Below are 6734 nucleotides of genomic sequence, written 5' to 3'. Positions count from 1 at the left end.
CATCGGATCCGACGGATCCGGTGCGCCACGCTCATGTCTTCGGGTCGCGAGCCGCGGTCTTTCGGCCGCGGGGCGCGCCCGGGGAGGCTCGCGGAGGTCAGTCCTTCGCGACCTCCTTGACCTTCACCTTCTTCGAGCCCGCACCGCGGACGACCAGCGCGAGCGCGATCGCGGCGAGCCACAGGTCCTTGGACAGCGGCGTGCCCGCGTGGGAGGGGCGGATGCCGTCGGCCTGGGTCATCTCGGAGTTGCGGAAGTACATCGAGAGCATGCCGGCGCTGAAGGCGCCGAGGCCCAGGCCTGCCACGCGGGTCGGCACGAGCGGCAGCAGCAGCGCCGAGCCGACGGCGATCTCACCGAGGCTCACGAGCCAGCCGAACTGCTTGGGGGACAGGCTCTCCACCTGCGGGATGCCCTGCGAGGCCATCTGCTGGAGACCGGTGGCGGCCTCCTCGGGGAGGCCGAGCTTCCCGATCCCCGAGTTCAGGATGTAGGCGCCGGTGACGCTGCGCAGGATGGTGTTGCTGAGGCTGAAGGCCATGGGGACTCCTTGATCGAGAGCGGTCCGTGCAGGACGAGAGTAGTGAATCCGGCCGGGACGGGGGGGGACGCCCGGCAGCGGTGCGCGAGGACTCACCCGACGTCCCATCCGGGGATCCCACGCGGCGTGCTCTCGCCCACGACTGCCGCGCGCGGCGGGCATCCGGGGCCCTCGGCCCGTAGACTCCGATCCCGTGGCTCTCACCATCGGAATCGTCGGACTGCCCAACGTCGGCAAGTCCACCCTGTTCAACGCCCTCACCCGCGCGGAGGTCCTCGCGGCGAACTACCCGTTCGCCACGATCGACCCGAACGTCGGCGTCGTGCCGCTGCCCGACCCGCGGCTCGGCACGCTCTCCGAGATGTTCGACAGCGAGAAGCAGGTGCCCGCGACCGTGTCCTTCGTGGACATCGCCGGCATCGTCAAGGGCGCCAGCGAGGGCGAGGGCCTGGGCAACAAGTTCCTCGCGAACATCCGCGAGGCCGACGCGATCTGCCAGGTCACCCGTGCCTTCACCGATCCCGACGTGATCCGCGCCGAGGGCTCCGAGGGCCCGTCGGGCGACATGGAGACGATCACCACCGAGCTGATCCTGGCCGACCTCCAGACCCTCGAGAACGCGCGCCCGCGCGTCGAGAAGGAGGTCAAGCGCAAGCTGACCGAGCCCGCCGTGCTCGACGCGATGGATGCGGCGAAGGACCTGCTCGAGACCGGCAAGACCCTGTTCCAGGGCGCGGCCGCCGCGGGCATCGACGCCTCCCTGCTGCGCGAGCTGCAGCTGATGACCGCCAAGCCCTTCATCTACGTGTTCAACACCGACGAGGAGGGGCTCGCAGACGCGGCCTCGCAGCAGGCTCTGCGCAAGCTCGTCGCCCCGGCCGACGCGATCTTCCTGGACGCCAAGTTCGAGTCCGAGCTCGCCGAGCTCGACGAGGAGGAGGCCCGGGAGATGCTCGAGAGCACCGGCCAGGAGGAGTCGGGCCTCGACCAGCTCGCGCGCGTCGGCTTCCACACGCTGGGCCTGCAGACCTACCTCACCGCCGGCCCCAAGGAGTCCCGCGCCTGGACCATCCCGCAGGGCGCGACCGCCCCGCAGGCCGCCGGCGTCATCCACACGGACTTCGAGCGCGGCTTCATCAAGGCCGAGATCGTCAGCTTCGACAAGCTCGTCGAGGCCGGATCCATGGCCGACGCCAAGGCCCACGGCTGGGTGCGCATGGAGGGCAAGGACTACGTGATGGCCGACGGGGACGTGGTGGAGTTCCGGTTCAACGTCTAGCGCGCCGCGCAATCCCGCCATGAGCGCGACGCCCATCGGGCGGATGGTGGCATGGACACAGGGAAGGCCGCGACCATCGCAGGCAGGACCCCACGCCGCGCGGTGCATCTCGCTGCGCCGACGATGATCAACACCGACAGGACCGGGAACGGCTCAGTGCTGAGGCGACCGAGATTCCTTCCTTCCCGCCCAGCAGCGAGTGGCACGAGGAATGGCCCTTCGACGAGGACACCTCCGTCCAGGTCAAGGCGTGCGTCACCGGTTCCGCGGCAGATCGCGCGGTGGAGGCGTTCCTGGGGCCTCTGACACACGACCCGGGCGCCGACGGCGCGGGCGGGTCCCGCGCACCCCGCCCGATCAGCGCACACGCTGGGACGGTGTCGCCCTGCGGTGGGGGCGCGTAAGGTCGGGAACCCGATTCTCGAGGAGGTTGACGATGCTGAACTGGTTGCGGAAGCTGCGACGGGTCCGCGGGGATGCCCGGGCCGTCGAGCAGGGCCCCGAAGCCGTGGGCAAGCGTGCCGGACGGCGCGCGATCAACAAGGCGGCACGGCGCGCGCTGCGCTGAGCCGCTCGAGCAACTCGGATGCGCGAGGCATCCTGCACGCGCCTGGGGCGACACCAGCCTCTCAGCCCGTGTGCGTCCCGACGTTGACCACTGACCCCGCGGAATCCCGGTAGAAGAAGCGCGTGACGCCCCAGTCCTCACGGGCCAGGGGATGGACGATCTCCACGCCGGCGGCGATCGCCGCCGTGTGCGCGGCCACGATGTCGTCGACGAAGACCGAGCATGCGGGATTCACCGTGGTCGTCGCGTCCCGGGTCATCAGGCTCAGCTGGTGGCCGCGGGCATCCGCGAGCGTCACGACCCAGCCGTGGTCCCGGGAATGCTCGGATCACTCGGGTGCGATCCCCCGGATCACCCGGGCCGGCACACCCCCGACGACGGTCCGCGGCGGGACGTCCTTGGTGACGACCGCCCCCGCGGCCACCACTGCGCCCTCGCCGATCGTCACTCCCGGGAGCAGTGTCGCGTTCGCTCCGATCCATGCGCTCTCGCCCACGACCACGGGTCGGGGGATCGTGGTGGCGCGCCGGGAGGGCTCCAGCTCGTGGTTGAGGGTGGCGATGACGACGTTGTGGCCGATGAGGCTGTCGTCGCCCAGGGTGATGCCGCCCTGGTCCTGGAACCGGCAGCCGGAGTTGATGAAGACCCGCTCGCCGATGCGGATGTTCTTCCCGCAGTCCGTCGTGAACGGTGGGAAGATCCGGAACGAGGAGGGCACAGCGCGCCCGTTGAGGCGCGACATGATCTCCACGCGCTCGTCGAGCGTGGTGACGCGGGTGTTCAGCTCCATGCACAGGGCGATCGCCTCGTCGGCGAGGTCGTCCATCATGCGTGCCGCCGGGCTGCCCGGGAGCGCGGGCGCGCCGGCGTCCATCTGCGCAAGGAACGTCTCGAGGTCCATGCGCCTTCCTTCTCCGTCGTCCTTCGTCGTCGCCCTCCCGCTCACTTGCCGCTGAACACGGGGAAGGCGCTGGACTCGCCGTAGTCCTGGCCCTTCATGCTCCTCAGGGTCGTCATGTCCTCCTCCGAGATCTCGAAGTCGAGCTGCGCGTTGGAGCGCATGTGCTCGGGGTTCGCGGTCTTCGGCAGAGGCACGGTGCCCAGCTGCAGGGCGTAGCGGATGCACAGCTGCGGGACGCTCGCCCCGTACGTCTCGGCCATCTCCTGCACCTCGGCGTCGTCCAGGATCTCGCCGTGCGCGATCGGCGAGTACGCCTCGACGAGGATGTCCTGCGAGCGGCAGTACTCCAGCAGCTCGTGCGAGGTGTTCCCGGCGTGCACCAGCAGCTGGTTCACGTGCGGGGCGACGTCCGCCGTCTCGATCAGGCTCTCGAGGTCGGACTGCAGGAAGTTGGAGACCCCGATGGCACGGATCCGACCGGCGCGGTGCGCCTCCTCCAGGGCCTTCCACGCCTGCCGGTTGCCGTCCGCGTAGTCGCCGCCGCGGAAGTCGTCCCAGGGCTGCGGGCTGTGGATGAGCATCAGGTCGATGCGGTCCAGGCCGAGCGTGCGCAGGGACTCGTCGATCGCGGCGACCGCGCCGTCGTAGTCCTTGATCTCGGCGGCGAGCTTCGTGGAGACGAACAGGTCGTCGCGGTCCGCCCCGGAGGTGCGGATGCCCTCCCCGACGCCGCGCTCGTTGCCGTAGGCCTGCGCGGTGTCGATGTTGCGGTAGCCGTTCTCGACCGCCGACCTCACGGCCTCGGCTGCCTTGTCGTCGTCGATGAACCAGGTGCCCAGTCCCAGCTTCGGGATCTCGACGCCGTGGGCGAGGGTATAGGTCTGATCGAGGATGCTCATGCGTGCTCTCCGCTCGTCGGCAGCTGGTCGTAGAGGTCGTCGGCGACGGGCTCCAGCCACTCGTTGGAGACGTCGTCGCCCGGGGTGATGAAGGCGAGGTGGGAGAACCAGGCGTCGGCCTTCGCGCCGTGCCAGTGCTTGGTGCCCGCCGGGACCCGGATCACGGTCCCCGGCTCCATGCTGACCGGCTCCTCGCCGTCGGCCTGGTACCAGCCGGAGCCCGCGGTGCAGATCAGCACCTGGTCCCCGCCGCCGCTGCGGCCGTGGTGGATGTGCCAGTTGTTCCGGCAGGCCGGTTCGAAGGACACGTTGCTGACCACCACGCTGCCCTCGGTGAGCGGGGCCAGGTAGCTGCGGCCGATGAAGTACTGGGCGAAAGCCTCGTTCGATTCCCCGAGCGGGAACATCTGGTCGAATCCGTCGTCCGACGTCATGGGTGCCTCCTCGTCGTGGATCGCGCGGCCGATGGGGACCGCGCCGATCGTGTGGTCCCACTCCAGCACGGTTCCGGCGCGCGGGGGAGACCCCCGCGAGAGGGGTTCTGCGGGAGCCTCCTTCCCCGCACCGCCCGCGCGTACCCTCGCCCCATGGACAATCGAGCCGAGGTGCGCGAGTTCCTCACCTCGCGCCGCGCCCACGTCTCGCCCGAGCAGGTGGGGCTTCCCGCCGGCAGGAACCGGCGGGTGGCGGGCCTGCGGCGCAGCGAGGTCGCGGCCCTCGCGGGGGTGAGCGTCGAGTACTTCACGAAGCTCGAGCGCGGCGCGATCAGCGGCGCCTCCCCGGAGGTCCTCGACGGCGTCGCGAGGGCGCTGCTGCTGGACGACGCGGAGCGCGCTCATCTCTTCGATCTCGCGCACGCCGCCAGCCCCGTCGCCCGTCCGCCCCGCAGGCATCCCTCCCGGAGCTGGACGCCGCACGAGAGTCTGCAGTGGATCCTCGACGCCGTGACCGCCGGCCCCGCGTTCGTGCGCAACGGCCGCATGGACATCATCGCGACCAACGCCCTGGGCCGGGCGTTCTACCAGGACGTCTTCGACATGCCGGGCCAGGCGCCGAACATCGCCCGGTTCACGTTCCTCGACGAGCGCGCCCTCGATTTCTACCCCGACTGGGACTTCTTCGCGGGCGTCACGGTGGCGATCCTGCGCACCGAGGCCGGCCGCGACCCCCACAACAAGGAGCTGCACGACCTGATCGGAGAGCTGTCGACGCGCAGCGACGGGTTCCGGCGGCTCTGGGGCGCGCACGACGTCAGGCACCACGGCACGGGTTCCAAGACCTTCCACCACCCTGTGGCGGGCGAGATCACCGTCGCGTACGAGGGGATGGGGATGGAGTCCGAGCCCGGGCTCACGCTCACCGTCTATGCGGCCGAGCCCGGTTCCGTCTCCGCCGAGCGCCTGCAGCTGCTGGCCTCCTGGGCGGCGAGCGAGGTCGGGCAGGACGGCGCGGCGATCCCGTCGGCCGAGGGCTCCGCGGGCTGAGGAGATCAGTGCGACTGATCCCGCCGATCGCGCACGACCACCAGGAGGACGACGCCGATCCCCAGCAGTGCGACGATCGCGTTCGCCATGGTGAGACCGACCGCCTCGGCCGTCGAGGCGCCCTCCAGATGCATCAGGTGATAGACGAAGTGCGGGACGGCGAACACCGAGTAGGCGAGCGCCGCGGGGATCGCGAAGTGCGCCGTCGGGCGCACCAGCGCGATGCCGAGCAGCAGCGCGATCCCCAGCGTGGCGCCGCCGAAGTCCCGCGCATAGTGCTCGCTGAACGGGGGCGTCAGGTCCACGGTCGGGAAGTGCCGGTAGAAGCTCGCGGGCACCAGCGCGTTCGATGCCCCGACGACGAGCTCGTCGAGGAACAGGATCGCCAGAGCCAGGCGGATGACGACGTTCACGGGGGAATCCTCTCGATGCGATGAGGGCCGGCGGGCCGGTCCGAGCACTGCGACGGATGCGCGGCCCACCCCCAGGACCACGCGGCGGCTCGCGATGTGAGGACGGATGCCGGCCCGCGTCGACCCGTCGCGGCGCCGCCTCACACGGACGGCTCGCTCCCGGTCGTAGGGGCAGGGGACGGAGCGGCCGTCCCGAGAGGAGAGCACCATGGACGCACCCACCCCGGACATCCGACTGCTGGACCAGGCCCGCGTCGCCGGCGGCGTCGGACCGGCCCACGTGATGACCGTGAGCATGACGCTCGAGCCGGGCTCGCCCGGTTCGCCGACGCACCGTCACTCCGGCCCCGTCTTCGGCTACCTCCTCGAGGGCGAGCTCGTCTTCGAGCTCGAGGGAGAGCCGGAGCGCATCATCCGCACCGGCGAGGCCTTCTGGGAGCCCGGTGGCGACCTCATCCACTACCAGGCCGCGAACCACCTCGCCGAGGCCCCGACCACGTTCATCGCGGTGATGGTCTGCGCCCCCGGCGAGGAGATGATGACGTTCGTGAGCGAACAGGTGCTCGCCGAGCGCGCGCATCTGCGCCATCCCCGCTCCGGCGGCTGAAAAGGCGGCGGGGCAGGGGCAGGGGCGGATCCGCCCCTGCCC

The 6734-nt window shown here is 70.7% G+C and carries 10 protein-coding genes; 4 read left to right on the top strand and 6 right to left on the bottom strand.

Annotated elements, in window-relative coordinates; translation table 11 throughout:
* Positions 1 to 97: 97 nt before the first annotated feature.
* Positions 98 to 541, bottom strand: a complete 444-nt coding sequence (locus tag ACFQ53_RS17605; protein WP_377862258.1) for a DoxX family membrane protein — start codon at positions 539 to 541, stop codon at positions 98 to 100.
* A gap of 193 nt (positions 542 to 734) precedes the next feature.
* Here ACFQ53_RS17605 and ychF point away from each other — a divergent pair, with 193 nt between their 5' ends.
* Positions 735 to 1820: a redox-regulated ATPase YchF gene (gene ychF / locus ACFQ53_RS17600; protein ID WP_377862256.1), complete on the top strand. Its 1086-nt coding sequence runs from the start codon at positions 735 to 737 to the stop codon at positions 1818 to 1820.
* Between the two features lie 436 nt (positions 1821 to 2256).
* Positions 2257 to 2388 (top strand): hypothetical protein, encoded by a 132-nt coding sequence (locus ACFQ53_RS17595; RefSeq protein ID WP_267061898.1) that lies wholly within the window; start codon positions 2257 to 2259, stop codon positions 2386 to 2388.
* Between the two features lie 61 nt (positions 2389 to 2449).
* Here the strand turns inward: ACFQ53_RS17595 and ACFQ53_RS17590 are convergent, their stop codons facing one another.
* The 4 genes from ACFQ53_RS17590 to ACFQ53_RS17575 are packed head-to-tail and all read right to left on the bottom strand — an operon-like array spanning position 2450 to position 4622.
* A complete protein-coding gene (locus tag ACFQ53_RS17590) occupies positions 2450 to 2686 on the bottom strand; it encodes a VOC family protein (protein WP_377862252.1) in 237 nt (78 codons plus the stop codon).
* A gap of 30 nt (positions 2687 to 2716) precedes the next feature.
* Positions 2717 to 3289 (bottom strand): DapH/DapD/GlmU-related protein, encoded by a 573-nt coding sequence (locus ACFQ53_RS17585; protein ID WP_377862249.1) that lies wholly within the window; start codon positions 3287 to 3289, stop codon positions 2717 to 2719.
* 41 nt (positions 3290 to 3330) lie between these two features.
* Positions 3331 to 4188, bottom strand: a complete 858-nt coding sequence (locus tag ACFQ53_RS17580; RefSeq protein WP_377862246.1) for an aldo/keto reductase — start codon at positions 4186 to 4188, stop codon at positions 3331 to 3333.
* Positions 4185 to 4622: a cupin domain-containing protein gene (locus ACFQ53_RS17575; protein WP_377862243.1), complete on the bottom strand. Its 438-nt coding sequence runs from the start codon at positions 4620 to 4622 to the stop codon at positions 4185 to 4187. The genes ACFQ53_RS17580 and ACFQ53_RS17575 overlap by 4 nt, the downstream gene beginning before the upstream one ends.
* Positions 4623 to 4775: 153 nt before the next feature.
* Here ACFQ53_RS17575 and ACFQ53_RS17570 point away from each other — a divergent pair, with 153 nt between their 5' ends.
* Positions 4776 to 5672: a helix-turn-helix transcriptional regulator gene (locus ACFQ53_RS17570; protein ID WP_377862240.1), complete on the top strand. Its 897-nt coding sequence runs from the start codon at positions 4776 to 4778 to the stop codon at positions 5670 to 5672.
* 5 nt (positions 5673 to 5677) lie between these two features.
* On the opposite strand, the gene ACFQ53_RS17565 is transcribed toward ACFQ53_RS17570, so the two are convergent.
* Positions 5678 to 6085 (bottom strand): hypothetical protein, encoded by a 408-nt coding sequence (locus tag ACFQ53_RS17565; RefSeq protein ID WP_377862237.1) that lies wholly within the window; start codon positions 6083 to 6085, stop codon positions 5678 to 5680.
* Between the two features lie 208 nt (positions 6086 to 6293).
* Here ACFQ53_RS17565 and ACFQ53_RS17560 point away from each other — a divergent pair, with 208 nt between their 5' ends.
* Entirely contained in the window at positions 6294 to 6692 is a 399-nt protein-coding gene (locus tag ACFQ53_RS17560) for a cupin domain-containing protein (RefSeq protein ID WP_377862234.1), read from the top strand.
* Positions 6693 to 6734: the final 42 nt, after the last annotated feature.

Source organism: Brachybacterium sp. NPDC056505, assembly GCF_042794925.1.
GTDB lineage: Bacteria > Actinomycetota > Actinomycetes > Actinomycetales > Dermabacteraceae > Brachybacterium > Brachybacterium kimchii.
This window is presented reverse-complemented; position numbering and strand designations above follow the sequence as displayed.

Bases quoted from the DNA above. Each gene is read 5' to 3' on its own strand.
- ACFQ53_RS17605 (WP_377862258.1), bottom strand. From the start codon at position 541: ATGGCCTTCAGCCTCAGCAACACCATCCTGCGCAGCGTCACCGGCGCC.
- ACFQ53_RS17595 (WP_267061898.1), top strand. From the start codon at position 2,257: ATGCTGAACTGGTTGCGGAAGCTGCGACGGGTCCGCGGGGATGCCCGG.
- ACFQ53_RS17585 (WP_377862249.1), bottom strand. From the start codon at position 3,289: ATGGACCTCGAGACGTTCCTTGCGCAGATGGACGCCGGCGCGCCCGCG.
- ACFQ53_RS17580 (WP_377862246.1), bottom strand. From the start codon at position 4,188: ATGAGCATCCTCGATCAGACCTATACCCTCGCCCACGGCGTCGAGATC.
- ACFQ53_RS17575 (WP_377862243.1), bottom strand. From the start codon at position 4,622: ATGACGTCGGACGACGGATTCGACCAGATGTTCCCGCTCGGGGAATCG.
- ACFQ53_RS17570 (WP_377862240.1), top strand. From the start codon at position 4,776: ATGGACAATCGAGCCGAGGTGCGCGAGTTCCTCACCTCGCGCCGCGCC.
- ACFQ53_RS17560 (WP_377862234.1), top strand. From the start codon at position 6,294: ATGGACGCACCCACCCCGGACATCCGACTGCTGGACCAGGCCCGCGTC.